Origin of the sequence: Enterobacter cloacae complex sp. CARB60, assembly GCF_036487345.1 — a bacterium.
In the GTDB taxonomy this organism is placed as follows: Bacteria; Pseudomonadota; Gammaproteobacteria; order Enterobacterales; family Enterobacteriaceae; genus Enterobacter; species Enterobacter asburiae_D.
The window spans coordinates 3,442,581-3,466,848 of sequence record NZ_JAZKLC010000002.1; the positions used below are offsets into that span (position 1 = coordinate 3,442,581).

At 57.0% G+C, this 24,268-nt stretch carries 27 protein-coding genes; 15 read left to right on the forward strand and 12 right to left on the reverse strand.

Annotated features, from left to right (window positions below):
- Window positions 1–45: 45 nt before the first annotated feature.
- Window positions 46–819 carry a ribonuclease I gene (rna, locus tag V4835_RS17620; RefSeq protein WP_442877329.1) on the forward strand — a complete coding sequence of 258 codons (774 nt, stop codon included), beginning with the start codon at window positions 46–48 and terminating at the stop codon, window positions 817–819.
- Here rna and V4835_RS17625 read toward each other — a convergent pair.
- On the reverse strand, window positions 813–1,430 hold the full coding sequence (locus V4835_RS17625; RefSeq protein ID WP_331413027.1) for a flavin reductase family protein: 618 nt from the start codon (window positions 1,428–1,430) through the stop codon (window positions 813–815). The genes rna and V4835_RS17625 overlap by 7 nt on opposite strands.
- Before the next feature lie 244 nt (window positions 1,431–1,674).
- Between V4835_RS17625 and rnk the strand changes: the two genes are divergently transcribed.
- Together rnk and yldA are read left to right on the forward strand one after the other, a co-directional pair.
- Complete coding sequence (gene rnk / locus V4835_RS17630) at window positions 1,675–2,085, forward strand: nucleoside diphosphate kinase regulator (protein ID WP_063143194.1); 411 nt, start codon at window positions 1,675–1,677, stop codon at window positions 2,083–2,085.
- Window positions 2,086–2,225: 140 nt separating this feature from the next.
- The gene (gene yldA / locus V4835_RS17635) at window positions 2,226–2,315 is read left to right on the forward strand and encodes a small membrane protein YldA (protein WP_321220993.1); all 90 of its coding nucleotides are present in this window, start codon (window positions 2,226–2,228) and stop codon (window positions 2,313–2,315) included.
- A gap of 10 nt (window positions 2,316–2,325) precedes the next feature.
- On the opposite strand, the gene V4835_RS17640 is transcribed toward yldA, so the two are convergent.
- Window positions 2,326–3,564: a zinc-dependent alcohol dehydrogenase gene (locus V4835_RS17640; RefSeq protein WP_331413029.1), complete on the reverse strand. Its 1,239-nt coding sequence runs from the start codon at window positions 3,562–3,564 to the stop codon at window positions 2,326–2,328.
- A gap of 180 nt (window positions 3,565–3,744) precedes the next feature.
- Here V4835_RS17640 and uspG point away from each other — a divergent pair, with 180 nt between their 5' ends.
- Window positions 3,745–4,173: a universal stress protein UspG gene (gene uspG / locus V4835_RS17645; RefSeq protein ID WP_331413031.1), complete on the forward strand. Its 429-nt coding sequence runs from the start codon at window positions 3,745–3,747 to the stop codon at window positions 4,171–4,173.
- A 60-nt stretch (window positions 4,174–4,233) separates the two neighbouring features.
- Here the strand turns inward: uspG and ahpF are convergent, their stop codons facing one another.
- Complete coding sequence (ahpF, locus tag V4835_RS17650) at window positions 4,234–5,799, reverse strand: alkyl hydroperoxide reductase subunit F (protein ID WP_058841803.1); 1,566 nt, start codon at window positions 5,797–5,799, stop codon at window positions 4,234–4,236.
- Between the two features lie 188 nt (window positions 5,800–5,987).
- The gene (ahpC, locus tag V4835_RS17655) at window positions 5,988–6,551 is read right to left on the reverse strand and encodes an alkyl hydroperoxide reductase subunit C (protein ID WP_331413032.1); all 564 of its coding nucleotides are present in this window, start codon (window positions 6,549–6,551) and stop codon (window positions 5,988–5,990) included.
- Between the two features lie 622 nt (window positions 6,552–7,173).
- On the opposite strand from ahpC, the gene citR reads away from it, so the two are divergent.
- From citR to V4835_RS17670, 3 genes are all read left to right on the forward strand, one after another.
- Complete coding sequence (gene citR, locus V4835_RS17660; protein WP_331413034.1) at window positions 7,174–8,073, forward strand: DNA-binding transcriptional repressor CitR; 900 nt, start codon at window positions 7,174–7,176, stop codon at window positions 8,071–8,073.
- 173 nt (window positions 8,074–8,246) lie between these two features.
- Window positions 8,247–9,470 carry a phosphoadenosine phosphosulfate reductase gene (locus V4835_RS17665; protein WP_331413035.1) on the forward strand — a complete coding sequence of 408 codons (1,224 nt, stop codon included), beginning with the start codon at window positions 8,247–8,249 and terminating at the stop codon, window positions 9,468–9,470.
- On the forward strand, window positions 9,455–10,081 hold the full coding sequence (locus tag V4835_RS17670) for an IbrB-like domain-containing protein (protein ID WP_063143199.1): 627 nt from the start codon (window positions 9,455–9,457) through the stop codon (window positions 10,079–10,081). Before V4835_RS17665 ends, V4835_RS17670 begins: the two co-directional genes overlap by 16 nt.
- Here the strand turns inward: V4835_RS17670 and V4835_RS17675 are convergent, their stop codons facing one another.
- Entirely contained in the window at window positions 10,082–11,242 is a 1,161-nt protein-coding gene (locus V4835_RS17675) for a pyridoxal phosphate-dependent aminotransferase (protein WP_331413036.1), read from the reverse strand.
- 122 nt (window positions 11,243–11,364) lie between these two features.
- Between V4835_RS17675 and V4835_RS17680 the strand changes: the two genes are divergently transcribed.
- From V4835_RS17680 to V4835_RS17690, 3 genes are read left to right on the forward strand one after another with little or no spacing between them, the layout of a single operon-like run.
- The gene (locus V4835_RS17680; protein ID WP_331413037.1) at window positions 11,365–11,979 is read left to right on the forward strand and encodes a methylthioribulose 1-phosphate dehydratase; all 615 of its coding nucleotides are present in this window, start codon (window positions 11,365–11,367) and stop codon (window positions 11,977–11,979) included.
- The gene (gene mtnC, locus V4835_RS17685) at window positions 11,976–12,665 is read left to right on the forward strand and encodes an acireductone synthase (protein ID WP_063143202.1); all 690 of its coding nucleotides are present in this window, start codon (window positions 11,976–11,978) and stop codon (window positions 12,663–12,665) included. Before V4835_RS17680 ends, mtnC begins: the two co-directional genes overlap by 4 nt.
- Entirely contained in the window at window positions 12,662–13,204 is a 543-nt protein-coding gene (locus V4835_RS17690) for a 1,2-dihydroxy-3-keto-5-methylthiopentene dioxygenase (protein ID WP_015571163.1), read from the forward strand. Before mtnC ends, V4835_RS17690 begins: the two co-directional genes overlap by 4 nt.
- 53 nt (window positions 13,205–13,257) lie before the next feature.
- On the opposite strand, the gene V4835_RS17695 is transcribed toward V4835_RS17690, so the two are convergent.
- Entirely contained in the window at window positions 13,258–13,728 is a 471-nt protein-coding gene (locus tag V4835_RS17695; RefSeq protein WP_063143203.1) for an SRPBCC family protein, read from the reverse strand.
- 42 nt (window positions 13,729–13,770) lie between these two features.
- Window positions 13,771–14,787, reverse strand: a complete 1,017-nt coding sequence (gene mtnA / locus V4835_RS17700) for an S-methyl-5-thioribose-1-phosphate isomerase (RefSeq protein ID WP_331413039.1) — start codon at window positions 14,785–14,787, stop codon at window positions 13,771–13,773.
- A gap of 104 nt (window positions 14,788–14,891) precedes the next feature.
- On the opposite strand from mtnA, the gene mtnK reads away from it, so the two are divergent.
- The gene (mtnK, locus tag V4835_RS17705; protein WP_331413041.1) at window positions 14,892–16,091 is read left to right on the forward strand and encodes an S-methyl-5-thioribose kinase; all 1,200 of its coding nucleotides are present in this window, start codon (window positions 14,892–14,894) and stop codon (window positions 16,089–16,091) included.
- A 90-nt stretch (window positions 16,092–16,181) separates the two neighbouring features.
- On the opposite strand, the gene V4835_RS17710 is transcribed toward mtnK, so the two are convergent.
- From V4835_RS17710 to V4835_RS17725, 4 genes are all read right to left on the reverse strand, one after another.
- Window positions 16,182–17,423, reverse strand: a complete 1,242-nt coding sequence (locus tag V4835_RS17710) for an LVIVD repeat-containing protein (RefSeq protein WP_331413043.1) — start codon at window positions 17,421–17,423, stop codon at window positions 16,182–16,184.
- 89 nt (window positions 17,424–17,512) lie between these two features.
- Window positions 17,513–18,577, reverse strand: coding sequence for a sugar ABC transporter substrate-binding protein (locus V4835_RS17715; protein ID WP_331413044.1), 1,065 nt, complete (start codon window positions 18,575–18,577; stop codon window positions 17,513–17,515).
- A gap of 30 nt (window positions 18,578–18,607) precedes the next feature.
- On the reverse strand, window positions 18,608–19,603 hold the full coding sequence (locus V4835_RS17720) for an ABC transporter permease (protein WP_063143207.1): 996 nt from the start codon (window positions 19,601–19,603) through the stop codon (window positions 18,608–18,610).
- Window positions 19,600–21,102, reverse strand: coding sequence for a sugar ABC transporter ATP-binding protein (locus V4835_RS17725; protein WP_331413046.1), 1,503 nt, complete (start codon window positions 21,100–21,102; stop codon window positions 19,600–19,602). The genes V4835_RS17720 and V4835_RS17725 overlap by 4 nt, the downstream gene beginning before the upstream one ends.
- A 160-nt stretch (window positions 21,103–21,262) precedes the next feature.
- Between V4835_RS17725 and V4835_RS17730 the strand changes: the two genes are divergently transcribed.
- The 4 genes from V4835_RS17730 to V4835_RS17745 all read left to right on the forward strand — a co-directional run bounded on the left by V4835_RS17730 (window position 21,263) and on the right by V4835_RS17745 (window position 24,017).
- Window positions 21,263–22,351: an oxidoreductase gene (locus V4835_RS17730; RefSeq protein WP_331413048.1), complete on the forward strand. Its 1,089-nt coding sequence runs from the start codon at window positions 21,263–21,265 to the stop codon at window positions 22,349–22,351.
- A gap of 57 nt (window positions 22,352–22,408) precedes the next feature.
- The gene (locus V4835_RS17735) at window positions 22,409–23,152 is read left to right on the forward strand and encodes an SDR family NAD(P)-dependent oxidoreductase (protein ID WP_063143210.1); all 744 of its coding nucleotides are present in this window, start codon (window positions 22,409–22,411) and stop codon (window positions 23,150–23,152) included.
- Between the two features lie 183 nt (window positions 23,153–23,335).
- Window positions 23,336–23,632 (forward strand): type II toxin-antitoxin system RelE family toxin, encoded by a 297-nt coding sequence (locus tag V4835_RS17740; RefSeq protein ID WP_023303272.1) that lies wholly within the window; start codon window positions 23,336–23,338, stop codon window positions 23,630–23,632.
- Window positions 23,613–24,017: a helix-turn-helix domain-containing protein gene (locus tag V4835_RS17745; protein WP_032661025.1), complete on the forward strand. Its 405-nt coding sequence runs from the start codon at window positions 23,613–23,615 to the stop codon at window positions 24,015–24,017. The genes V4835_RS17740 and V4835_RS17745 overlap by 20 nt, the downstream gene beginning before the upstream one ends.
- On the opposite strand, the gene V4835_RS17750 is transcribed toward V4835_RS17745, so the two are convergent.
- Window positions 24,014–24,211, reverse strand: a complete 198-nt coding sequence (locus V4835_RS17750; RefSeq protein WP_006809671.1) for a YbdD/YjiX family protein — start codon at window positions 24,209–24,211, stop codon at window positions 24,014–24,016. The two genes, V4835_RS17745 and V4835_RS17750, sit on opposite strands and share 4 nt — an antisense overlap.
- Between the last annotated feature and the right edge of the window lie 57 nt (window positions 24,212–24,268).

A 24,268-nucleotide genomic window follows, 5' to 3' on the forward strand; every position in this document is an offset into this window, starting at 1 on the left:
GGAAATCATATGTTCAGGAAGGATATCGTCATCCCGTCTGGCGCAATGGCGCTTGCACTCTGTATCTTCTCCGCACAGGCGGAACCGCTGAAGGCAACACAGTATGGCGATTTCGATCGCTATGTGCTGGCTCTCTCCTGGCAAACCGGGTTTTGCCAGAGCATGGTCGAGCGCAACCGGAATGAACCTGACGAATGTCGCCTGCAAAAAGAGCGCGAGAATAAAGCCGATTTCCTGACCGTTCACGGGCTATGGCCCGGCCTGCCGAAATCTATTGCCGCGCGCGGCGTGGATGAACGTCGATGGATGCGTTTTGGCTGCGCCACGCGCCCCATTCCGAACATGCCGGAAGTGAAGGCCAGCCGCAAATGCAATGCCGCCGAAACCGGGCTGTCGCTTTCCGCTGCCGCCAAGCTCAACGACGTGATGCCGGGCGCGGGGGGAAATTCCTGCCTGGAACGCTACGAATATGCCAAACATGGCGTCTGCTTTGGATTCGATCCGGATGCCTATTTCGGCACGATGGTGCGCATGAATCAGGAAGTTAAAAGCAGCGCGGTCGGTAAATTCCTCGCCGATAACTACGGGAAATCCGTCAATCGCAGCGACTTTGACGGTGCCGTTGCCAAAAGCTGGGGCAAGGAGAACATCAAAGCGATCAAGCTGACCTGCAACGGCAATCCGGCGTATCTGACCGAGATGCAGATTTCCCTGAAGGCAGACACCATTAACAACCCGCTTTCTGCGGCGTCATTTGCACCGCAGCCACATCCTGGTAACTGCGGAAAACAGTTCGTGATTGATAAAGCCGGTTACTGAACCGCGCCCGGGCGCACCATATCAAACCGGTTTTCGTCACTGATGCCATAGTAAGCCGTCGGCCCACCCGCGCGCAGGATGGGCTGCGCTTTTGCCGTCTGGTATATCCCCTCTTCCAGCAGCGTTTCGGCAATATGGATACCGACCACCTCCCCCAACACCAGCCAGGTATCGACCGGCGTGCCGTCGGCGCCGGTAAGCTGAATGCACTGCGACAGGCGGCACTCAAAGTTCACCGGGCTTTCTGCGACGCGGGGCGCGTTAACCAACCGGCTGGCCGCTGGCGTTAGTCCGGCGAAGCTAAATTCATCCCGATCGTGGGGAAGCATCGCTGAGGTTTGGTTCATCGCTTGCGCGAGATCGCGCGTCGCCAGGTTCCAGACAAATTCTTTTGTTTCGGTAATATTACGCACGCTGTCCTTCCAGCCGTTGCTGGAAAAGCCGATGATCGGCGGACGATAGTTAAAACAGTTAAAGAAGCTATACGGCGCGAGATTCAGCTGACCGGCCTTATCGCATGAGGAGATCCAGCCGATCGGACGTGGTCCAATAATGGCGTTCAGCGGATCGTGCGGCAGGCCGTGACCCTGAGACGGTTGGTAAAAGTACATAGTTCTCTCTCGTTGGTGGGCAACGCCCTGGTTCAGGTTCTCAGCGTAACGTATTCCTCCCGGAATGAAGACTGAATAAATTTCAGCGAAAATTCATATGGACCATGAATGTGACCTTCATCACTTCAAACTTGGGCGCTCAGCCAGTATCATCGGGAGAGTTAAACCCTCGCTGCCAGACGGCGAGGGTTTTCTTTTGGATCGGTTTCTGCGTGACACGCAGCATTAACGACATGGAGTAAAAATGTCCAGACCTACAATCATCATCAATGAGCTCGACGCAGAACGTATCGACAGATTGCTGGAAAAAGCAGAGTTTGCCTCACTTCCCGTGGCCGACGCCCTGAATGAGGAGCTCGACCGGGCACAGATGTGCACGGCTGAGTCGATGCCGCATGACGTGGTCACCATGAACAGCCAGGTAAAATTCCGCAACCTGACCACCGGTGAAGAGCTGACCCGCACGCTGGTTTACCCGGCTCAGATGACCGACAGCAGCGCGCAGCTTTCTGTACTTGCGCCTGTAGGTGCCGCACTGCTGGGTCTACGCACGGGCGATACCATCCACTGGGAATTGCCGGGCGGCGCCTCTGCCCATCTTGAAGTGCTGGCGTTGCTCTACCAGCCAGAAGCCGCGGGCGATTACCTGCGTTAACCCCCTTCTGAACAAGCGCCCACCCGCTTTGCATAGAGGATGCAGCCGCATCCTCTTTTCGCAAATTCACCCGATTTTCCTATATCGCGCAGAATGGCCTTAATCCACGCTTAATCTGTTTTAGTGCCGCGGGGACGGTCATGAGTGAGATACTGGTTATCACACTTATCTTTCTGATTTTTGTGGCGATTATCGTCACGGCCGTGCTCTATCTTGAACGCCACTGGTAAGCTAACCTTCTCAAGCAACCCCACCCGGGAAGGCATTCACCAGGCCTTTAACTTTTTGCTCCGCGGCCTCAGGCGTTTCTGCGCCAGGAACCAGAATCACCTTCCGGCACTCCTCCTCCCGTTTTTCGAATACCTCATAGGCGCGTTCCGCATCCGCAAGAGGGAGATAATGGGTCACGATCTCTTCCGGCGTGAGCAGCCCTTTTTCGATCAGCGGTAACAGTTCGCCCAGCCAGGCATGAACGTGCGTCTGGCCCATCTTAAACGTCAGCCCCTTATCAAAGGCATCGCCAAACAGGAAGCCATGGATAAACCCTGCGTATACGCCGGGTACGCTGACCACCCCACCGCGACGGACGGCAGCAATGCATTGACGCAACGCTTTGCCGCTGCTGCCTTCAATTTTAAGATTGCTGAGGATTGTTTCGGTGGTGCTGCCTTTCGCTTCAAACCCAACCGCATCAATCACGGCGTCAACGCCGCGCTGGCCAGCGGTCTGCTCGATGATTTTTTCCGCTGCGTCGTTATCATCATCAAAGTTGATGGGGATTGCGCCGTAACGCGCCTCGGCAAATCGCAAACGGTACGGGTGGTGATCGATAACAAAGATCTGCTCAGCGCCTAGCAGTCGCGCGCAGGCAATGGTCAGTAACCCCACAGGCCCGGCGCCGAAAACCGCTACGCTTGAGCCTTTTGCAATCTGCGCATTTTTTGCCGCCTGCCAGGCCGTGGGCAAAATATCGGAAAGGAAAAGCGCCTTATCATCGGAAAGGAGTTGCGGGACCTTAAACGGCCCGACGTTACCTTTTGGCACGCGAACATATTCTGCCTGTCCTCCCGGCACGCCGCCGTAGAGATGGCTATAGCCAAACAGCGCGGCCGGCGCGGGGATTTGCTTTTTGTTCAGTGCGGCACCCTGCCCGGCATTGGTATTCTCACAGGCCGCGTATTGCTGCAGACGACAAAAGAAACAGTCCCCGCAGGCGATGACAAAGGGGATCACCACCCGATCCCCTTTTTGCAAATTCTTCACCTCTGCGCCGCACTCAACGATTTCTCCCATAAACTCATGGCCAAAAATGTCGCCGTGCTGCACCTTCGGAATCTTTCCGCGATAGAGATGTAAATCGGAGCCGCAAATAGCCGTGGCCGTGACGCGCAGAATGATATCGTCGGGCTGTTCGATGATGGGATCGGGGACATTCTCGACGCGAACATGGTGCGGACCGTGATACGTAAGTGCTTTCATGCGACCTCCGAAAGGTTCCAGATAAGTGTATAAGGGTAGCTACCCCTGAAGGCCAGCCCCGGAATACGGGGCTTTTGAGATTTATCCTGGCGAGATACGAAAACTGACGGAGCGCTTACAGAAACCATTTATATTTTATGGTTAAATGAGTTCAGCGTTTATAAACAAGGAGAAACGGGTATGTATCAGAGAATCATTATGCCGGTTGATGTTTTTGAGATGGAGCTGAGCGACAAGGCCGTTCGCCATGCGGAGTTCCTGGCGCAGCAGAACGGTGTCATCCATCTGTTGCACGTACTGCCGGGCTCCGCCAGCCTGAGCCTTCACCGCTTTGCCGCCGACGTGCGTCGCTTCGAGGAGCATTTGCAGCATGAAGCGGAAACTCGCCTGCAAACCATGGTCAGCCACTTCAGCATCGACCCTTCGCGCATTAAAACGCACGTCCGGTTTGGCAGCGTACGCGATGCGGTAAACGAGCTGGCGAACGAGCTGAAAGCAGACGTGGTGGTCATCGGTTCGCGCAACCCTTCCATTACTACGCATCTGCTGGGCTCTAACGCCTCCAGCGTGATCCGCCACACCCACATACCGGTGATGGTCGTAAGATAAAAAAAGAGGCCACCTTTCGGTGGCCTCTCGCTGTTGCAGGTGTAGTCTTACTTTCTTTTATTATGCGGTTTTGGTGCGGATCAGATAATCAAACGAACTCAGAGACGCCTTCGCACCTTCGCCCGTGGCGATGATAATCTGTTTGTACGGCACGGTGGTGCAGTCGCCCGCCGCAAACACGCCCTTCACGCTGGTTTCGCATTTCGCATCAATGATGATTTCGCCCATGCGGTTGCGCTCAATCGCGCCTTCCAGCCAGGTGGTGTTTGGCAGCAGACCAATCTGCACGAAGATCCCTGATAGCTGAACGCTGTGCACGTCGCCGCTCACGCGGTCGCGGTATTCCAGCCCCGTCACTTTGCTGCCGTCGCCCTTCACTTCCGTGGTCTGCGCGTTCAGCACGATATCGACGTTTTTCAGGCTGCGAACTTTGTCCTGCAGAACCTGGTCCGCCTTCATCTCTGGTGCGAACTCCAGAAGCGTAACGTGTTCAACAATCCCCGCCAGGTCGATAGCCGCTTCCACGCCGGAGTTACCCCCGCCGATCACCGCCACGCGTTTACCTTTAAACAGCGGGCCGTCGCAGTGCGGACAGTAGGTCACGCCTTTGGTACGGTACTGATCTTCGCCCGGGACGTTCATGTTGCGCCATTTCGCGCCGGTGGCAATGATAATGCTGCGCGCTTTCAGCACCGCGCCGGACGCGGTTTCAATCTGGTGTAAACCACCCTCGACCGCAGCCGGAACCAGCTTGCTGGCGCTCTGGCTGTCAATCACGTCTACGTCGTAGTCGCTGACGTGCGCCTTCAGCGCCCCCGCCAGCTTCTGGCCTTCGGTTTTCGGCACGGAGATGTAGTTTTCGATGTCAACGGTATCCAGCACCTGGCCGCCAAAGCGTTCGCCCATCAGGCCGGTACGAATACCTTTACGCGCGGAGTACACCGCTGCTGCCGCTCCCGCAGGGCCGGAACCGACGATCAGCACGTCGTAGGCATCGCGTTTGTTCAGCTCTTCCGCCGCACGTTTTTCTGCGCCGGTATCCACTTTGGCAACGATTTCGGTCAGCGTCATGCGGCCCTGGCCGAACTCTTTACCGTTCATGTAGACCGCCGGTACGCCCATCACGTTACGATCGGTGATTTCATTCTGGAAGGTACCGCCGTCAATCGCCGTGTGCTTAATACGCGGGTTCAGAACCGACATCAGGTTCAGCGCCTGCACCACGTCCGGGCAGTTGTGGCAGGAGAGCGAGTAATAGGTTTCAAACTCAAAATCGCCGTCGATATCGCGGATTTGCTCCAGCAGCGCCTGCGCTTCTTTAGACGGATGACCGCCGGTCCACAGCAGCGCCAGCACCAGTGAGGTAAATTCGTGACCCAGCGGAGAACCGGCAAAGCGCGGTCCCTGGTCGGAGCCTGGGTTAGTAATCAGGAAAGAGGGCTTACGGACCGGCAGCGCGTTGTCTTCTTTGAAAGTCACTTTCGGCGACAGTTCGGCGATCTCCGCCAGCAGTTCCTTGATCTCTGCCGATTTGGCGCTGTCGTCAAGCGTAGCAATCAGCTCAACGGGTTTGGTCAGTTTCTCAAGGTAGGCCTTGAGCTGGGTTTTCATGTTTGTGTCGAGCATTGTTCTTCCCTCTCTTAAGACGTCATCATGCAAGCTGCCTTATACGGGCGGCCTGAATGCAACTTGCATCATGGTGCTGGAATGAAATGGGCGCGGGGGGCGCCCATTGATTGCCGGGAGGCACTTCGTTTACCCGGCCTACGATACTGTAGGCCTGTGCAAGCGCAGCGCCGCCAGGCTTTACAGACTTAGATCTTACCGACCAGGTCCAGGGATGGAGCCAGCGTCGCTTCGCCTTCTTTCCATTTCGCCGGGCACACTTCGCCCGGGTGAGAAGCCACGTACTGAGCGGCTTTCACTTTACGCAGCAGGTCAGAAGCATCACGGCCGATACCTTCAGCGGTAACTTCGATAGCCTGGATAATGCCCTGCGGGTCAACAACGAAGGTGGCGCGGTCAGCCAGGCCTTCATCTTCACGCATGTTGTCGAAGTTACGGGTCAGGGCGCCAGTCGGGTCGCCGATCATCGCGTATTTGATTTTTGCGATGGTTTCAGAGCTGCTGTGCCATGCTTTGTGGGTGAAGTGGGTATCGGTAGACACAGAGTAAACGTCTACGCCCAGCTTCTGCAGTTCATCGTAATGGTCTGCCACGTCACCCAGTTCAGTCGGGCAAACGAAGGTAAAGTCAGCCGGATAGAAGAAGAAGACGTTCCAGCGGCCTTCGGTATCTTTCTCGGTAACTTCGATGAACTCACCGTTTTTGAACGCCTGGTTTTTGAAAGGTTTAATTTTGGTATTAATCAAAGACATCTGTACTTCCTCCGTGTTTTCGTTGAGATGTAAGGTAACCAACTTTATCCATCGGGGCTAATGCGTATGCTTTATCAAATCAATCAGCCAAACCTTACAACGTCGACAAGACAACAAGGTGAACCTTTTACAGGAAAGCCTGAAAGTAAAAAGGCCGCCTCAACGGGCGGCCCTGATACCTGAATTCCCCGCAGGTACATTCAGTGCCAGCCGAAACTGGCGTTGCGTTGCGCTCTACAACCCTTTATATCAAGGCGGTAACAGCTTTTTGATTACACCACCCGTACAGGGATTGAGCAATCCTTAAGAGAGACATTCCTGCCTATGGCTGTGATAGGTTGTGTCGAACATCATTCCGGAGCGTTATAAATTTATTTTTATTATAAAACCATCGCAATATATAAATAACAATTGTCATTTAAACGTTCTCGCCCTCTTCGAAGATAAAATTATCTTAATCGCCTTTGAAGCGCTATTTCAATAATCTGACGTCGTGATATATTAAGATGAGTTTAATTTAAAATTAAGAGAGTTAACCGAAAGGATTGTAAATGGTTAACTTCAAACTATAGTTATCAGTGATGTGATAACCACAGCAAACACAGCATCCTCAGGACGAAACATGGCAAACCTCTACGACCTTAAAAAATTCGATCTTAATCTGTTAGTCATTTTCGAGTGCATTTACCAACATCTTAGTATCAGTAAAGCCGCCGAGACGCTGTATATCACGCCCTCTGCCGTGAGCCAGTCACTGCAACGCCTGAGAGGACAACTCAACGATCCTCTGTTTATCCGTTCCGGTAAAGGGATCACGCCAACGACCGTCGGCGTCAATTTGCATCATCATCTGGAACAGAATCTGAACCAGCTTGAGCAGACTATCAATATCATGCACAGCAGCGGGTTGAAGAAGAATTTTGTCATTTACTGCCCGCAGTTTATGAGCACCAAAACGATGCTTGCGCCAATGAAGCTGCTCATGAACAAGTATAATTATTCAGTTGAATTGCATGATGTTTTTCTGGCCCCTGATTCAGCAGAAGATCTCCTGGCTTACCGAAAAGCCGACCTGATATTTTCTTTTGCCTCCTCCAACAGCCGCTCCATCGCCTGCAGTCTGTTTCATAAACTTCCTTTTGTTCTCGTTTGTCGGGGGGATCATCCCCGCATGAGCGGAAATCCTACGCGTGAAGAGATTCTGAATGAAAACTTCACCGCCTACCTGAGCGATGAGAACAGCGTCAAAGAATACCAGGAAAAGGCCGAGAACCTGTTAAGCGAAAGAAATATTGTCTATCGTAGCGATTCTTTTATATCCCTTCTGTCGGTGATCAGTTCATCTGACCTCATAGGATTAGCGCCCACACCGGCCTTTGAACAATATGGTCCAGCACTTAATCTGCGCCAAGTGGAAACAGACATTCAATTTCCCAGCATTGATATTTACATGATGTATAATCGTTCCGCGCTGAATAGCTCGGCATTCGCGAGTTTTATTGAAGAAATAGCCTTACCGTGAAATCTGGCGTGGTTCTCGCGCAGAATGAGAGCCACCTATTTTAGAAACATACACCATAGTTATAGAAACATTCAGCATAAAGTTTACACACCTCATTAATTATTGACTGATATAATTCTCACTCTAGTATTGACACTAACGTCTGGTATTTATTCCTCAGGATGAGAATAAACATGTCAATTTATAAGTACCCTCTTAACCAGGATGTTCTTTGTGCATCTCGGGAGCGAATAAAATGGACTTTCGAGAATTTACCCAAGATCTGTGTCTCTTTTTCAGGAGGTAAGGACTCCACCGTCATGCTGCATCTGGTTGCCCGGCAGGCGCGACAGATGAAAATAAAAATAGATGTCCTCTTTATCGACTGGGAAGCGCAGTTTTCCCATACCATTACCCATGTTGAACATATGCGCGAGTTGTACAGCGATGTTATCGGCCATTTCTGGTGGGTAGCGCTTCCCCTGACAACGCAAAATTCCCTGTCCCAATTCCAGCCGGAATGGCAATGCTGGGAACCCGGCACCCGATGGGTCCGCCAGCCTCCTGCCGATGCGATAACCGATCCCGCTTTTTTTCCTTTCTACCAGCCAGGCATGACGTTTGAAACCTTTGTCCGCAGCTTCTCCGACTGGTTCTCTCACAATCGCCCGGCCGCCGTGATGATAGGCATCCGCGCCGATGAATCTTACAACCGTTTTCTGGCTATCGCGTCGTCACGTAAGCAGCGGTTTGCCGATGATAAACCCTGGACAACCGTCGCCCCGGGCGGGCATGCCTGGTATGTTTATCCCCTCTACGACTGGAAAACAGCCGATATCTGGACTTGGTTCGCCAAATCGGGATGTTGCTATAACCCGCTCTATGACCTGATGTTCCAGGCCGGCGTACCGCCCCGCTATATGCGTATTTGTGAGCCCTTCGGCCCGGAGCAACGCCAGGGGCTATGGCTGTACCACGTTGTTGAGCCCGATCGCTGGGCGACCATGTGCGAGCGCGTGAGCGGCGTGCGCAGCGGGGGGATATACGCCGGACACGACAACCACTTTTACGGCCACCGTAAAATCCTGAAACCCGAACACCTCTGCTGGCGCGAATATGCCATGCTGCTCCTCGACAGCATGCCGCAAAATACGGCTGAGCATTACCGCAATAAAATCGCCATTTATCTGCACTGGTATCAGAAGAGAGGTTTAGAGGATATTCCCGATACGCAGGACGGTGATATCGGTGCCAAAGACATTCCCTCCTGGCGCCGAATTTGCAAGGTTCTCCTTAATAACGACTTCTGGTGCAGAGCGCTATCGTTCAGCCCAAATAAACCCAAACATTATCAGCGCTACAGCGACAGAGTGAAGGCGAAACGCAAGGAGTGGGGCATATTATGCGACAAAGACTAATCACCGAGATGGAAACGTACCTTCAGTCACTTTCCGAAGAGGATCGCATTAACGCCATAAATGCTTTTCGCGAAGCGATCCATAAAAACAGTCCTTTTCGTGAGCAACCGATAGACTGCGTCCTCTGGATCAGACAGGACGCTATTACCGCTAACGATTACAACCCGAATAACGTTGCCCCTCCAGAAAAGCGGCTGCTCAGTAAGTCGCTGGAACTCGATGGATTCACCCAGCCTATCGTTGTGACAGAAAGTGACCCGCAACACTACGAAATTGTGGATGGTTTTCATCGCCATGAAATCGGCACGAACCGGGCGGTGTTAAAGCGCGAGCTTAAAGGCTACCTGCCCGTCACCTGCCTGCGTCGGGATCGGCAGGATAAACATAACCGCATGGCGGCCACCATCCGTCACAACCGGGCGCGCGGGCGGCATCAAATTAATGCCATGTCAGACATTGTCCGCGAACTGGTGCAGCTTGGCTGGAATGACGAGAGAATAAGCAAGGAGCTGGGAATGGACAGCGATGAAGTCTTGCGCCTCAAGCAAATCAACGGCCTGCTGGAGCTGTTTGCAGACCGCCGTTACTCAGAAGCCTGGACGGTGAAATAATCAGAGCGTGTTCAGACGCTCTGCCGCCGCCAGCAGCGTCGATTCCTGCTTCGCAAAACAAAGACGGATCAGCTTATGCGGGAAGGGATCGGCGCAGAACACCGACAGCGGAATGGCGGCCACGCCCACCTCTTTTGTTAACCACTGGCAAAAGCTGACGTCATCGAGATCGGAAATCGCGCTGTAGTCCGCGAGCAGGAAGTACGTCCCTTCTGAGGGCAAAATTTCCAGTCGGCTTTTACTCAGCGCCGCCACAAACAGATCCCGACGTTCACGATAGAAGTGCGGCAGCTCGCGATAATGTCCGGGTTCAGCGCGCAGCATATCCGCCAGCGCCAACTGAGCCGGCGTGTTCACGGCAAAGGTCAGGTACTGGTGCACCTTGCGCAGCTCGGCGCTAATGGCGGCCGGTGCGACGCAGTAACCCACTTTCCAGCCGGTCATATGGTAAGTTTTACCGAATGACGAGACGGCGATAGCGCGCTCGCGAAGCTGCGGATGGGCCAGCACGCTGGCGTGCCCTTCTTCTGCAAAGCAGATGTGCTCGTAGACTTCATCGCTCAGCACGTAAATTTCACGTTCCGCAATCGCCTGCCAGAGCGCGGCGAAATCGGCTTTCTGCCACACCGTCGCCGACGGATTGTGCGGCGTATTCAGGATCACCAGGCGGGTTTTGTCGCTCAGAAGGGCCGCAAACGCCTGCCAGTCAGGACGGAAATGCGGTGGCTGTAACGCCACGCGTTTCACCACGCCGCCGGAGAGTTCAACCGCAGGCGCATAGCTGTCGTAGCTCGGGTCAAAGCAAATCACTTCATCGCCCGCGCGCACCAGCGCGGTGATGGCCGCATACAGCGCTTCGGTCGCCCCTGCCGTCACCGTGATCTCGCTGTTCGCATCGGGCTTATGGCCATACAGCTCCGCCGTTTTATCCGCAATGGCTTCACGCAGCGCCTGCACGCCCGTCATCGGCGCATACTGATTCGCCCCCTGCGCCACGTGGTACGCCAGACGCTCCTGAAGATAGGTCGGGCCGTCGAAATCCGGGAACCCCTGGGAAAGGTTGATGGCGTTGTGCTGCTGCGCCAGAGCGCTCATCTGCGTAAAGATGGTGGTCCCGAGATTGGGAAGTTTACTCTGCGGAATCAATGCGTTATTGCTCATTGTGTCGTGCCTGCTTGTAATACTTATGTTGCTGCCACTATAACACGATGTTAGTCTTTGGCAATCAAGACGCTTAGACGTCTAAACCATATGAATATTCCTGGCCGCGAGGGTAAAAGGAAATGACAGACAACCTGCAACTCACACATCTGGTCGACGCCTGCCGCTGGATTGGCGCCAAAGGCTGGGCACCCGCCACCGGCGGCAACATGTCGGTGCGTCAGGACGAACGCCTGTGCTGGCTCAGCGAATCCGGCAAAGACAAAGGCAGCCTGACGACGGAGGATTTTCTGCAGGTGGAGATCGCCACCAACCGCGCGCCGTCTGGCCGAAGGCCGTCGGCGGAGACCGGATTGCACACCCTCATCTATCGTCTGTTCCCGGAGGCCAACGCCGTCCTGCACGTTCATACCGTCAACGCCACGGTGCTCTCGCGCCTGGTGAAAGAAGCCGAGCTCAACATCAGCGGCTTTGAAATGCAAAAATCCCTCACCGGGCAGACCACGCATCTGGATACGGTTTCCATCCCGGTATTTGATAACGACCAGGATATTGACGCCCTCGCCTCGCGAATCGCCCATTACGCGCAGGAACGCCCGCTTAATTATGGTTTTCTTCTGCGCGGTCATGGCTTAACCTGCTGGGGACGCGATGTGGCCGAGGCCCGCCGTCATCTGGAAGGATTAGAATTCTTATTTGAATGCGAAATGCGTTTACGACAACTGGAGAGAGTATGATTCGCGCGATTGTGACGGATATTGAAGGAACCACCAGCGATATCCGTTTTGTCCATGATGTTTTGTTCCCCTACGCGCGTGAGCGGCTGGCGGCCTTCGTGACCGCGCAGCAGTACGCCGAGCCGGTCAAATCCATTCTGGACAACCTGCGTGATGAAATCGGTCACCCGCACGCCAGCGTCAGCGAGCTTATCGACGCCCTGTTTGCCTTTATGGATGAAGACCGCAAATCCACGGCGCTCAAAGCCCTGCAGGGGATCATCTGGCAAGACGGCTACGTGAACGGCGACTTTACCGGCCACCTCTACCCGGACGTACTGCCTGCACTGGAAAAGTGGAAAGCGCAAGGGATTGATCTCTATGTTTATTCCTCTGGCTCCGTCGCCGCACAGAAACTGTTATTTGGCTACAGCGACGAAGGTGATATTACTCATCTGTTCAGCGGCTATTTTGATACCCACATCGGCGCCAAGCGCGAGGTGCAGTCTTATCAAAACATTGCGGCGCAAACTGGCATCGCCCCGTCGCAGATCCTGTTCCTGTCCGATATTCATCAGGAGCTGGACGCGGCTGAACGGGCAGGTTTTCGCACCCTGCAGCTGATTCGCGGCGATGATGACGGCGCAAGCCATCATCATCAGGTCCACCAGTTTGACGAGATTAATCCGGAGCAGATCCCTTCATGAGCGCATTGACCATTTATTCCGATAAAGACGCCAGTCAACACCAGTGGCACAGCACCGACGCCGCCGAGATTGCCCAACAGCTCAACGCTAAAGGCGTGCGCTTCGAACGTTGGGCGGCTGACCGCGATTTAGGCCACGATCCCGCGCCCGAAGCCGTGATCGAGGCGTATCAGCATGCCATCGACAAGCTGGTGGCGGAGAAAGGCTATCAGAGCTGGGACGTGATCAGCCTGCGTGCCGACAACCCGCAGAAAGAGGCGCTGCGCGCGAAGTTTCTGAACGAACACACCCACGGCGAAGACGAAGTGCGCTTTTTCGTGGAAGGCGCAGGGCTGTTTTGCCTGCACATTGGCGATGAGGTGTATCAGGTGCTGTGCGAGAAAAACGACCTGATTTCCGTACCCGCGGGCACGCCGCACTGGTTTGATATGGGCTCAGAGCCGAACTTTACCGCGATCCGTATTTTCGATAACCCGGAAGGCTGGGTGGCCCAGTTTACGGGTGATGCGATCGCGGATGCGTATCCAAGGCTGGCATGATCTTTTCTCCCTCTCCCAGTGGGAGAGGGCCGGGGTGAGGGCATCAGCGCGCACTACGCGTTAAGCCCCTTCACATACCCCACCAGCTGATCCAGCACAATCCCCCACCCTTCGTGAAAGCCCATCTGTTCATGCTGCTCGCGAATTTCCTTCGTCGGATGGCGCGCAATCGCCGTGTAGCGGGTTTTGCCCTCGCCCACATCTTCCAGCAGCAGGATCGCCGTCATAAAGGGTTTTTCCGCAGGCTTCCAGTCTTCCCCGTAACCGTCGGTAAAGACCAGCTTTTTGCCGGGATCGATTTCAAGAAACACGCCCCGGTTATCCATCCGCTGCCCGTCCACCTCAAACACGGTATTGAACCGCCCGCCCACGCGCAGGTCGAGGTCGCATTCGGTCACCTTATGGGGAGCAGGAATGAAGAAGTTTTTGATGTGTTCCGGCGTGGTCCAGCAGAGCCACAGCAGGTCGCGCGGTGCGTCCACCACGCGCTCCAGTTTTAAGTCTGTTTCAGGATCGAGCGTCACGATGTTGTCCTCTCAGGGGAACCCCTTAAAGGATAGCCGGACTCAGGCGAATTTCCCGTTTGCCACCGCTTCCGGCGTGACCACGCCCGTATCCAGCACCCAGCCGCTAATCAGCGAGGCAGGCGTAACGTCAAACGCCGGGTTATAGACCTGCGCGTTTTCCGGCGCCCACTGTACCGTGCCAAAGCTTCCAGCCACGCCCGTCACCTCGCTGGCGGCACGCTGCTCAATCGGGATCGCATCACCGTTCGGGCAGTCCGGATCGAGGGTCGTTTGCGGGGCGGCCACATAGAACGGAATGCCGTGGAATTTCGCCAGCACCGCCAGAGAATAGGTGCCGATCTTGTTCGCCACGTCGCCGTTGGCGGCAATACGGTCTGCGCCCACCCACACGGCGTCCACTTCCCCTTTCGCCATCAGGCTGGCGGCCATGGAGTCGGTAATCAGCCGATACGGCACGCCCAGCTCGCCAAGCTCCCACGCGGTCAATCTACCGCCCTGCAACAGCGGACGGGTTTCATCCACCCAGACGCTGCTGACGTTACCGTCCTGATGCGCGCGGGCAATCACGCCCAGCGCCGTGCCTACGCCCGCCGTTGCCAGCCCGCCGGTGTTGCAGTGGGTCAGCAGACGGCTGCCGGGCTTCACCAGCGCGCTGCCGGCTTTCGCAATCGCGTCGCAAAGCCGTTTATCTTCGTCAATCAGCCGCAGCGCTTCGGCCACCAGCGCCGGTACATAATCTTCCTGCCACAGCGCACTCTTCATGCGGTCGAGATTGTTCATCAGGTTCACCGCCGTCGGGCGGGAGGCACGCAGGGTTTCCAGCGCCGCCGCCAGCTCGTCGCGGCTTTTGCCGTTTTCCGCCAGCAGCGCCAGCAGCAGGCTCGCAGAGAGACCAATCAGCGGCGCGCCGCGCACCCGCAGGGCATGAATGTGCCCAACCAGCGCCTCTACGGTCGAGGCATCCAGCCAGCGTTTCTCCTGCGGAAGCGCCTGCTGGTCGAGAATAAAGAGCTGATTATTCGCCACCCGCAGGCTGGTTGTCTGTAATGTCTGCATGTCGTTAATTCCCTGTTGCGTTGTTGTAGCACATTGTGTCAGGATGAAATCCAGATGTATAGACGTCTACATGTCTTTATTAGCAAACTCGTGAGGAGCAGGCCATGTCGCAATACCGTACCTTTACCGCTCAGGACGCCGTGGAGTATGCCAGGCAGTTTGGCGGCCTTGATGACCCATCATCGCTGGTGGAGGCGCAGGAGGTAGGCGACGGCAACCTCAATCTGGTATTTAAAATTTTCGACAGCGCGGGCGTGAGCCGCATCGTCGTCAAGCAGGCGCTGCCCTACGTGCGCTGCGTCGGGGAGTCCTGGCCGCTGACGCTGGACCGCGCCCGTCTTGAGGCGCAAACGCTGGTCGAGCACTACCAGCACAGCCCGCAGCACACCGTGAAAATCCACCACTTCGACCCGGAGCTGGCAGTGATGGTGATGGAAGATCTCTCCAGCCATCGCATCTGGCGCGGCGAGCTGATCAACAACATTTACTACCCGCAGGCGGCGCAGCAGCTGGGCGAATACCTCGCGCACGCGCTGTTCCACACCAGCGATTTCTACCTGCACCCGCACGAGAAAAAAGCGCAGGTGGCGAAATTCATCAACCCGGAAATGTGCGAGATCACCGAAGATCTGTTCTTCAACGATCCGTACCAGATCCACGAGCGCAACAGCTACCCGGCCGAGCTGGAAAATGACGTAACGGCCCTGCGCGACGACGCCCCGCTTAAAATTGCCGTGGCCTCCCTGAAGCACCGTTTCTTTTCTCAGGCTGAAGCCCTGCTGCACGGCGATATTCACAGCGGGTCGATTTTTGTGGCCGACGGCAGCCTGAAGGCCATCGACGCCGAGTTCGGCTATTTCGGGCCGATAGGTTTTGATATTGGCACCGCCATCGGCAACCTGCTGCTGAACTTCTGCGGCCTGCCGGGGCATCTGGGCATTCGCGATGCCGCCGCCGCGCGCGAGCAGCGGCTGACCGATATTCAGGAGCTGTGGAACACCTTCGCGGAACGCTTCCAAGCGCTGGCAAACGAGAAAACCCGCGACGCCGCGCTCGGCACGCCGGGCTATGCCTCCGCGTTCCTGAAAAAGGTCTGGCATGACGCCATCGGCTTCTGCGGCACCGAGCTCATTCGCCGCAGCGTCGGGCTTTCCCACGTGGCGGATATCGACACCATCCAGGATGAAGCCATGCGCCACGAATGCCTGCGCCACGCGATAACGCTCGGTAAAGCGCTGATCGTCATTGCCGACCGCATCGACAGCGCGGAAGAGCTGGTAGCAAGGGTGCGGCAGTACAGCTGAGTGCCGGCTTTGTGCCCGGTGGCGTTGCGCTTACCGGGCCTACGATTCGAATGTAGGCCGGGTAAGGCGAAGCCGCCACCCGGCAAAAACTTACCCCAAATACTCAATCACCGACAATCCACCGTTATAATCCGTGCTGTAAATAATCCCCTGCGCATCCACAAACACGTCGCACGACTGGATCACCTGCGGGCGATTGGGCCGCGTGTCCATCATTCTCTCCGGCGCGGCGGGCACCAGCGCACCGGTTTCCACCGGCCGATACGGATTGGAAATGTCATACGCCCGCACGCCCGCGTTCTGATACGTCGCAAAAATCAGCGTTGAGCTAACGAAGCTCCCCGGCCGGTTCTCGTGCAGGTTATGCGGGCCGAAATGCGCCCCTTTCGCCACGTAGTCGGTTTCATCCGGCTGCGGGAAGGTCGAGATGCTCACCGGGTTCGACGGCTCGCGGATATCAAACAGCCAGATTAGCTTTTCGCCGTCCTCCTGGTTATCCAGCACCGCTTCGTCCAGCACCACCAGCAAATCGCGGTCCGGCAGCGGGAGTGCGGTGTGCGTCCCTCCGCCAAACGGCGGGCTCCAGTTGCGGTGGCTAATCAGCTTCGGCTGGGTGCGGTCCTTCACGTCCAGCAGCGTCAGGCCGCCGTCGCGCCAGCTGCCGTAGGCGGTATCCCCCGCGATAATCGCGTGGTGCAGGGCGTAGCGTTTCCCTTCCGGCCAGTTCGGCTTCTCTCCTTCGGCCTGGTTCATCCCCGGCAGCCACCAGCGCCCCGCCACTTCAGGCTTACGCGGGTCCGCCAGGTCGATGGTCAGGAAGATGTAGTCGGTAAAGCCGTCGATCAGCGCTGAAACGTAGGCCCAGCGGCCGCCGACGTACCAGATGCGGTGAATGCCGATGCCGCTCAGCGACAGAAAGCCGATTTCGCGCGGCCTGTCCGGCGTGGAGATATCAAACACGCGCAGCCCGGCGCTCCAGCCTTTGTCCTGCACGTCGCTGACGGTCTCCCCCACCTGGCGGGTGTAGTAGATCTTCTCGTCGGCAAAGCGGGCATCGGCAAACAGATCCCGGGCGTTAATCACCAGCAGCAGGTCGTCGTGCGCCTGCAGGTGCACGTTCCAGGTGCCGGGCGGCGCGGGCACGTAGCCTGCCGCTTTCGGGTTCTTAGGGTCGCGCACGTCGACAATCGAAAAGCCCTGCGACACCATATGGCCGATATAGGCGAAACCGCGGTGCACCATCAGCTGCACGCCGTCCGGACGACCGCCCTGGTCGCTATGGCCAATCAGCCGCATATTGCGGCTGTATTCTGGAGGGGGTAAAAAAGTCACCTTGAGCTCCTGTTGGTTTTCTCCCTCTCCCTGTGGGAGAGGGCCGGGGTGAGGGCATCAGGCCGCACCTGACGCCACCCGGCTTGGTGTTATTTATTTTTCGCTTCCAGCGTCGCAAACCACGGCGCGATAAAATCTTCCGTCTGGCCCCAGCCCGGAATGATTTTGCCCAGAGACGCCACGTTCACCGGGCCCGGCTGGGCGGTCAGCAGCGCCTGAGGGATAGCGGCCGCTTTGAAATCGTAGGTTGCAGGCGTGGCTTCCCCGGCAATCTTATTCGCCACCAGACGCACGTTAGTCGCGCCAATCAGCTTCGGATCCACCGCCACGCTCACCTTCCACGAACTGCCAGGCTCGCGCATCAGCTGCAGATCCTGGTTGGAGATGTCGATGCTGTAGAGCTTGATCTCGGTGCGGCCGTTCTCTTTCAGCGCCTTATACGCGCCCTGGCTGAAGGCGTCCCAGGTTCCCCAGATGGCGTCGATTTTGCCTTTCGGGTATTTCGCCAGGATCGCGCCTACCTTGTTGGCGGTATCGCCCTGCACGTCAGAGGACACGGCGCCGATGGACTCCAGCTCTTTGATGTCCGGATACTGCTTTTGCAGCTCTTTATAGGCTGCCTGACGGCGTTCCATCGGCGGGAAGCCCGCCACCCACAGCTTGACGATATTGGCCTTGCCGTTGAAATCTTTCGCCAGCTGGCCGAAGGAGAGGTTAGTCAGAGAGGCATCGTCCTGCTGGGTAACGGTCACGCCCGGGATCTCGCCGTTAACGGCGGTATCAAAAACGGCGACTTTAATACCGGCATCCACCGCTTTCTTCACCAGCGCGGTGGAGTACGGATCGCGCCCCTGAGAGAGAATAATCCCGTCATATTTCTGGCTGATCGCCTGGTTCACGAAGTCCTGGAATTTGGCGTCGTCTCCGTTGCTTAAAAAGGTGCTGATCTTAAAGCCAAGCTTTTTTCCTTCCTGAATTGCGCCGGCAATAAACTGCGTGGTGTTGTCGTCTGAGCCAAGGTTACGGATCACCGCGATGCGGATCGGGCCGTCATGGTTGGCAATGGCAGCCGGAAGCGGTGCGGGCGTAGCCGCGAAGCCTGGCAGAGACGTCAGCAACCCGAGCGCCACCAAAGAGAGAGCGATTTTTTTCATTCTGTTATCCCGTTGTGTTGTTTTAAATGTTTAGCGTTTTTGTATGTAGGTAATCGCCAGCGCCACCGCGAGCACCAGCCCTTTTATAATGTCCATGGCGTAATACGGCACGGAGAGCATCACCAGCCCGTTCGACAGCACGCCGAGAATGACCGCCCCGACCAGGGTTCCCAGCGCGTTCGGCTTGCCGGACCCGGCCAGCGAGAAGCCAATCCACGCCGCCGCCACCGCATCCATCAGGTATCCGCCGCCCGCATTCACCTGCGACGAACCGATGCGCGACGCCAGCAAAATCCCGCCCAGGCCCGCCAGCAGCGAGGCAATCACGTAGGCCGCCACCTTGTAGCGCGTGGTGCGAATGCCGGAGAGACGCGCCGCTTCCGGGTTGCCGCCAATGGCGTACATCCGGCGTCCGTGAGTGGTCAGCGAGAGGCCCAGCTGCGCCAGCACGGTCACCACCAGCATGACGATCACAATGGTCGGCACCTGCCCCAGCAGGCTGAACGCCGCCGGAATCGTGCCTTCCGCCATGTCGCCGCTCGGCAGCACCATGTTCTCGGTAATCGACCCACCGTAGCTGTAGGTCATCGCCACGCCCTGAATGACAAACAGGCTGGCAAGCGTCGCGAGCATGTCCGGAATACGCAGGACGACGATCAGAAAGGCGTTAAACAGCCCCACCAGCGTGCAGAGCGCGAGGGTGATCAGAATCGACTCGGTGGTACCAAATCCGTGCCAGACGAAAAGGGAAATCACCAGCGCGTTCGCCAGCGACGCGGTGGATCCGACAGAGAGATCGAACCCGCCGATGGTCAATGAAATCGACACGCCAATGGCAATCACCGTCACGATGGCAATCGAGCGCAGAATGTTGATGATGTTGTTCGGATCGAGGAAGCTGTCCGACGCCAGGCCAAAGACGGCCACCAGCGCGACGACGGTTAACAGCATGCCCCACTTGTAGAGAAAATCGAAAATCTGCTGACGGCCAGACGCCGCCGCGTTCACTGAAAGGGCCTTGCTCACGACGCCGTTCCTCCGGTTGAATAATAAAGTAGTGTCTCTTCGCGGGCCTCGGCCCCGGCGATTTCCGCCACGATGCGCCCGTCCCACAGCACGCAGATGCGGTCGCATAGCCCGACCAGCTCGGCAAACTCGCCCGAGGCGTAAATCACCCCTTTGCCCTCTCGCGCCAGGCCGTCAATCAGCTGGAACAGGTCGGTTTTGGCCTTCACGTCCACGCCTTTCGTCGGCTCGTCGAATATCAGCACGCTGGCGTCATTGCGCAGCCATTTACCGATGGCGACCTTCTGCTGGTTGCCGCCAGACAAGCGGCGGAGCACCTGCCCCGGTCCGCGGGCGCGCACGCCGACGCGGGCTATCACCTCTTCCGCCCAGCGCCACGCCTGACGATGGCCAAACAGGCTCCAGCGCGAAAAGCTGTTATCCGCCGTCACCGCCAGGTTCATGCTCACCGGCTCGTCGATAAAAATGCCCTCTTTCCGCCGCTCCTCCGGCACCAGCGCCAGACCGCGCAGCACGGAGTCAGCCGGGTCGCGCGGCTGCCAGGATTGATGATTCAGCTCGCCGCGCGCGACGCGGCTTTTGGTGGCGCCAAACAGCGCCTTGCAGAGTTCGGTTTTCCCCGCACCCGCCAGCCCGGCAATCCCGAGAATTTCGCCTTTGCGCAGGTGCAGGGAGATATCTTTCAGCAGCGCGTCATCGTGAAGCCCCTCAACGCGCAGCAGCGTTTCGTCTCCGTGCGGCGGTCGCGCGGGCGGATAGATATCGCTCAGCACGTGGCCGAGCATCTTCTCGACAATCTCTTCGCCGCTAAGATCGGCCATCGGGCCGGACTCGATCAGCTTGCCGTCGCGCAGCACCGTTAAGGTGTCGCAGATGGCCTTCAGCTCGTGAATGCGGTGGGAGATAAACACCACGCCGATGCCCTGCTGCTTTAAGCGTCTCACCACCGCAAACAGGCGCTCGCTCTCGTGCGCATCCAGCGGCGCGGTGGGTTCATCAAGAATCAAAAAACGGCAGTGGTGGGACAGCGCCCGCGCCAGCAAAATCTGCTGCTTTTCGGCCAGCGAACAGCCGTCAATGGAACGGCGTACGTCCAGAGAGACATCCAGCTGCGCCAGCGCCCGTCTCGCCTGCTGGCGGATCGCGCGCCAGCTGAAGCGATGCCCCGGCTGCGCCAGCTGGTCGAGCATGATGTTTTCGGCAATGCTTAACCCCGGGATCAGCGCCACGTCCACCTCCTGCTGCACGAGGTGGATCCCCAGCCGTTTGGCGTCAAGCGGTTCGCGGATCGTCACCGGCTGGTTGTTAATGCTGATCTCACCCTCATAGTGGTCGTGCGTGCCGCACAGCACCGCCATCAGGGTCGATTTCCCCGCGCCGTTGGCACCGGTCAGCGCATGCACGGATCCGCCGGTTAAGGTGAAATTCACGCGCGACAGCGCCTGAAAGCCGGAAAAGGCCAGGCTGATACCGCGCATCTCAAGGCGACTGGAAACCATCCGCGTAAATCCTTCATTACTCTTCTGATTTATCGAATTTTTCACAGCTCCGGTTGACTGACAACGACGGAAAAGGCATAAGATAAAGCGAAATATTATTAGCCATCCGGATGTCCAGACATAACATCGGGTTAGCGCTTGCTAAAAAAAGGACAACACCATGAGCAACACCGATATCCGCGTCGTGCCTGGCCCGGCGAACTACTTCTCTCATCCCGGAAGCCTTGCGCAGCTGGATAACTTCTTTACTCCGGAACAGCTTTCCCGCGCGGTGTGGATCTACGGCGAGCGCGCTATCGAAGGCGCGCGCCCTTTCCTGCCGGAGAGCTTTAACGCGCCGGGGGCGAAACACCTGCTGTTTAAAGGCCACTGCAGCGAGCGCGACGTCACCCATCTGGTGAATGAATCCGGCAGCGACGCCAGCGCGGTGATTGGCGTCGGCGGCGGCGCGGTGTTAGATACCGTGAAGGCCGTGGCGCGCCGCTTAGGGGTGCCGTTCGTGGGCATCCCCACCATTGCCGCCACCTGCGCGGCGTGGACTCCGCTCTCCGTCTGGTACAACGATGCCGGTCAGGCGCTGCATTTTGAGATCTTCGACGACGCCAACTTCCTGGTGCTGGTGGAGCCGCAGATCGTCCTCAACGCCCCGGCGGAATATCTGCTGGCGGGCATCGGCGATACGCTGGCGAAGTGGTACGAAGCGGTGGTGTTGGCACCTGAGCCGGAGAACCTGCCGCTGACCGTGCGGCTGGGCATCAACGGCGCGCTGGCGATCCGCGACGTGCTGCTGGAACACAGCGAAGAGGCGCTGGCCGACCAGCAGCGTGGAGAACAGACGCAGGCTTTCCGGGACGTGGTGGACGCGATTATCGCCGGTGGCGGGATGGTCGGCGGCCTGGGCGAACGCTATACGCGCGTGGCGGCGGCGCATGCGGTGCACAACGGCTTAACCGTGCTGCCGCAGACGGAAAAATACCTGCACGGCACCAAGGTGGCCTACGGCATTCTGGTGCAGAGCGCCCTGCTCGGCCAGGACGACGTGCTGGCGCAGCTGGTGGCGGCATACCAGCGTTTTAACCTGCCGACCACGCTCCTCGAGCTGGACGTCGACATCAATAACCGCGACGAACTGGATCAGGTCATTGCCCACACCCTGCGCCCGGTCGAGTCGATTCATTATTTACCTATTACGTTAACGCCTGACGTTCTGCGCGCCGCGTTTGAGAAAGTGGAATCCTTCAGCCGTTAATCGCCCTGACCGTCTATACCTAATGATGATTCTTACCACTCTCGTAACGAGGTCATCATGCAGATCGATTTAACAGGTAAAAAGGCGCTGGTTACCGGCGCCAGCCGCGGGTTGGGTCGGGCAATTGCACTGTCGCTGGCGCGCGCCGGTGCGGATGTGATTATTACGTATGAAAAATCGGCCGATAAAGCCCAGGCGGTCGCCGATGAGATTAAGGCGCTGGGACGACACGGCGAAGCCGTGCAGGCGGACAGCGCCAGCGCGCAGGCGATTCAGGATGCCGTCACCCATGCGGCGCGCTCCCTTGGCGGGCTGGACATTCTGGTCAACAACGCCGGGATCGCGCGCGGCGGCCCGCTGGAGTCCATGACGCTGGCGGACATTGACGCCCTTATCAACGTCAACATCCGCGGCGTGGTGATCGCCATTCAGGAAGCGCTGGTGCACATGTCCGACGGCGGTCGCATCATCAACATCGGCAGCTGTCTGGCGAACCGCGTGGCGCAGCCGGGTATCGCCGTCTACTCAATGACCAAATCAGCCCTTAACTCCCTCACCCGCGGGCTGGCCCGTGATTTAGGGCCGCGCGGCATTACCGTTAACCTGGTCCACCCCGGCCCCACCAACAGCGATATGAACCCGGAAGACGGGGAACAGGCTGACTCTCAGCGTCAGCTTATTGCGTTGGGTCATTACGGCCAGCCGGAAGACGTCGCGGCGGCGGTCACGTTTCTCGCCAGCCCGCTTGCCGGGCAGATCTCCGGAACCGGTCTGGACGTGGACGGCGGTTTGAACGCCTGATCGCATATTCCCTGCACGCCTCTGTCGCCCGGCAGAGGCGTTTCCGAGCACCCTCGACGGTTCGCGTTTTGCCGCTTTCTCCCGTTTTTTCTCTGCTCTACAGTACCCCATAAGAAATTCGGAATTTATCTAATAGTCTTATTATTTCCTTATATTTTGTGTGGGCGTACAGTGGAGGTACGGATGAAGATTGTCTGGTCAAAGAATGCAAAGAAAGAGTTTTCCAAAATCGATGGCCGATATCAGCGAAGAATCAAAGCAAAACTTGCTGAGCTGGACGATCGCTCAGCTCCCCGGCCCGATATCAAAAAAATATCGGCAACAGAAAATCATTTCCGGCTACGCGTTGGCGATTACCGCATTCTGATTACACTTCGGGACGATCCCGATAACCATTGTTATGTTTTGGCCGTCAAGCGCAGAACATCAACGACCTACCTTCACGAGGAGAAAGCCCCCTATGGCTGTTCAGCTAATTAAGGACGATGACGGAAAAGCGCAGTACGTCGTTATTCCCTATGATGAATACTTTCGTATGTGCTTACAGATGGCAGAAATTGACGACGAAACCGATGATGATCTAGAGGATATTGAAGTCGAACACGATTGTTATGATGACGTAGGATTACCTGGTGAAGTATGCGACGTCATGCATAACGAGAACGTCAGCCTGCAGGCCGCGTGGCGTATCCTTCGCGGCATGTCCCAGCAGGAGGTGGCGGAGAAACTCGGCATCACTCAGTCCGCCGTGTCACAGCTGGAAGCGCTGGACTCCCGTCCGCAAAAGCGCACCCGCGAAAAGCTGGCGGCAATTTATGGCTGCAAGCAGGAGCAGATCAGCCTCTATTTACCGAAAGAGGGTTAACAGCACTTCGCCCCGCCCTTGCCGCCGTAGCGGGCGTCCTGACGGTCGCGGAAAAATTCTTCGTAGGTCATGGGCGTCTGGTCCGGATGGTTGACGCGCATATGCTCGACGTAGTTGTCGTAGTCCGGCACGCCAATCATCATTTTGGCGGCCTGACCCAGGTACTTACCTGCTTTGGAAAGGGTGTCGAACATAATTCTGGTCTCACAGGAAATGTAGGCCGGGTAAGCGCAAGCGCCACCCGGCACACA

Coding starts and splice junctions, on each gene's coding strand:
- rna (WP_442877329.1), top strand. CDS start 46: ATGGCGCTTGCACTCTGTATCTTCTCCGCACAGGCGGAACCGCTGAAG.
- V4835_RS17625 (WP_331413027.1), bottom strand. CDS start 1,430: ATGTACTTTTACCAACCGTCTCAGGGTCACGGCCTGCCGCACGATCCG.
- rnk (WP_063143194.1), top strand. CDS start 1,675: ATGTCCAGACCTACAATCATCATCAATGAGCTCGACGCAGAACGTATC.
- yldA (WP_321220993.1), top strand. CDS start 2,226: ATGAGTGAGATACTGGTTATCACACTTATCTTTCTGATTTTTGTGGCG.
- V4835_RS17640 (WP_331413029.1), bottom strand. CDS start 3,564: ATGAAAGCACTTACGTATCACGGTCCGCACCATGTTCGCGTCGAGAAT.
- uspG (WP_331413031.1), top strand. CDS start 3,745: ATGTATCAGAGAATCATTATGCCGGTTGATGTTTTTGAGATGGAGCTG.
- ahpF (WP_058841803.1), bottom strand. CDS start 5,799: ATGCTCGACACAAACATGAAAACCCAGCTCAAGGCCTACCTTGAGAAA.
- ahpC (WP_331413032.1), bottom strand. CDS start 6,551: ATGTCTTTGATTAATACCAAAATTAAACCTTTCAAAAACCAGGCGTTC.
- citR (WP_331413034.1), top strand. CDS start 7,174: ATGGCAAACCTCTACGACCTTAAAAAATTCGATCTTAATCTGTTAGTC.
- V4835_RS17665 (WP_331413035.1), top strand. CDS start 8,247: ATGTCAATTTATAAGTACCCTCTTAACCAGGATGTTCTTTGTGCATCT.
- V4835_RS17670 (WP_063143199.1), top strand. CDS start 9,455: ATGCGACAAAGACTAATCACCGAGATGGAAACGTACCTTCAGTCACTT.
- V4835_RS17675 (WP_331413036.1), bottom strand. CDS start 11,242: ATGAGCAATAACGCATTGATTCCGCAGAGTAAACTTCCCAATCTCGGG.
- V4835_RS17680 (WP_331413037.1), top strand. CDS start 11,365: ATGACAGACAACCTGCAACTCACACATCTGGTCGACGCCTGCCGCTGG.
- mtnC (WP_063143202.1), top strand. CDS start 11,976: ATGATTCGCGCGATTGTGACGGATATTGAAGGAACCACCAGCGATATC.
- V4835_RS17690 (WP_015571163.1), top strand. CDS start 12,662: ATGAGCGCATTGACCATTTATTCCGATAAAGACGCCAGTCAACACCAG.
- mtnA (WP_331413039.1), bottom strand. CDS start 14,787: ATGCAGACATTACAGACAACCAGCCTGCGGGTGGCGAATAATCAGCTC.
- mtnK (WP_331413041.1), top strand. CDS start 14,892: ATGTCGCAATACCGTACCTTTACCGCTCAGGACGCCGTGGAGTATGCC.
- V4835_RS17715 (WP_331413044.1), bottom strand. CDS start 18,577: ATGAAAAAAATCGCTCTCTCTTTGGTGGCGCTCGGGTTGCTGACGTCT.
- V4835_RS17725 (WP_331413046.1), bottom strand. CDS start 21,102: ATGGTTTCCAGTCGCCTTGAGATGCGCGGTATCAGCCTGGCCTTTTCC.
- V4835_RS17730 (WP_331413048.1), top strand. CDS start 21,263: ATGAGCAACACCGATATCCGCGTCGTGCCTGGCCCGGCGAACTACTTC.
- V4835_RS17735 (WP_063143210.1), top strand. CDS start 22,409: ATGCAGATCGATTTAACAGGTAAAAAGGCGCTGGTTACCGGCGCCAGC.
- V4835_RS17740 (WP_023303272.1), top strand. CDS start 23,336: ATGAAGATTGTCTGGTCAAAGAATGCAAAGAAAGAGTTTTCCAAAATC.
- V4835_RS17745 (WP_032661025.1), top strand. CDS start 23,613: ATGGCTGTTCAGCTAATTAAGGACGATGACGGAAAAGCGCAGTACGTC.
- V4835_RS17750 (WP_006809671.1), bottom strand. CDS start 24,211: ATGTTCGACACCCTTTCCAAAGCAGGTAAGTACCTGGGTCAGGCCGCC.